General features: G+C 49.1%; 1 protein-coding gene and 1 pseudogene. Both read right to left on the bottom strand.

Features of this window, described 5'->3' with window-relative positions:
- Window positions 1-20: 20 nt before the first annotated feature.
- Window positions 21-1073, bottom strand: coding sequence for a tyrosine-type recombinase/integrase (locus tag WMO65_RS26150; RefSeq protein WP_148394087.1), 1053 nt, complete (start codon window positions 1071-1073; stop codon window positions 21-23).
- Window positions 1057-1328 (bottom strand): annotated as a pseudogene (locus tag WMO65_RS26145) (hypothetical protein); the annotation flags it as partial. The gene WMO65_RS26150 and the pseudogene WMO65_RS26145, both read right to left, overlap by 17 nt.

Genomic DNA, 1328 nt, shown 5'->3' with positions numbered 1-1328 from the left:
AAAAAATGTCGGTATAGTTTTTATAGCCGGTATAAAGCTTCCGATATTTTTTTATCCTTCCAGTTCTTTTCTGCATCTCCTCCATCCGGATTGGTCTGTTCCAATACCTTTGCTAATGTATCCAGGGTCACAAAGGCGTAGAATCCGGAGGTGGTTGAGATATTTTCATGTCCAAGCATCTGCTGGATATAGGATAAAGGACATCCCTCCTGGTATAAGCTCATCGCCCTGGTCTTTCTTACCATGTGGAAATGGATGTCCTCCGGCATTGGGACCCCTTCATTCCGGCATTTTTCCGCATACTTTTTCAAGACTTTCTGGATGCAGTCATCTGACAGCCCATGCCTCACCCCATGTGTGGCCGCATAAAAGAGAGGCGCGTCCGGTTCAGGGAGATCCCCATGAAATTCCCCGAGATATCCCCTCAGGTGCTGCACAGTCTTTTTCATCAGTGGGACACTCCTGTATTTTTCGCCTTTTCCAAGTATCCGGATATAAGGTGTTTCCGCATTAAGATGCAGGTCATGGACCTTCACCCCTGTCAGTTCCCCTACCCGCATGGCGGCATCATATCCAAGGACCAGGAGCACCCGGTTCCGGCGTTCAGACCGTTTCTCCCTACCAGGCGCGTCAAGAAGTGCCTTTATCTGATGATCTTCAAAATACCTGATCTCGCCTCCGGGAACATTCAAACTATGTATCGTCTGGCTTGAAACAAAGAGCGGGGTAATATCGATGCATTCTTCCGATGCATACGACAGCAGGGCTCTCGCTGCGGTCAGCCGGAGATTACAGGTCTTTGGACTCCAGCTCTTGATATCAGCCATCCATACAAGATAATCTTTCAGGCTTTTTCTGTCCAGGTCATTGAAACATACACGTTCACGGCAGATACCTTTCATCTCCTCCAGAAAGTCAATACAGGTGTTGAGCGAGGAGCGGTAAGAAGCAACTGTGTTCCCGCTCTTTTTCCTGATCTTTGGAAGCTCGTGGTCCAGAAAGCGTCTGGCCGTCTCCCAGAAGAAAACGCTGTCAAACCTTTTGGGGTTGTTTTTATCATTCCTCCCTGCCATCATCCACCTCCGGTATCAGCCCTTCCGAATGCCCGGACATCTCCAGGATCCCGCCATAAATATCCGGCACAAGATGGAAATAATACAGGGTATTTTTGATCTCGGAATGCCCCATATACCGCATAAGGTAAGGGAGCATGGCGTTTACGTCCTTCCCCTCCCGCAGCCAGCGGTTCATGTTGGCATAGACAAAGTGATGTCGGAGATCATATGCACGGATGCTGATGCCCGAATCCTTCTTTTCCGGGAAAGCGG

It is taken from the genome of Blautia caccae (assembly GCF_040095955.1).
GTDB lineage: Bacteria > Bacillota > Clostridia > Lachnospirales > Lachnospiraceae > Blautia > Blautia celeris.
This window is presented reverse-complemented; position numbering and strand designations above follow the sequence as displayed.

Excerpts from the sequence above, each read along its gene's own strand:
- WMO65_RS26150 (WP_148394087.1), bottom strand. The coding sequence starts at position 1,073 with ATGGCAGGGAGGAATGATAAAAACAACCCCAAAAGGTTTGACAGCGTT.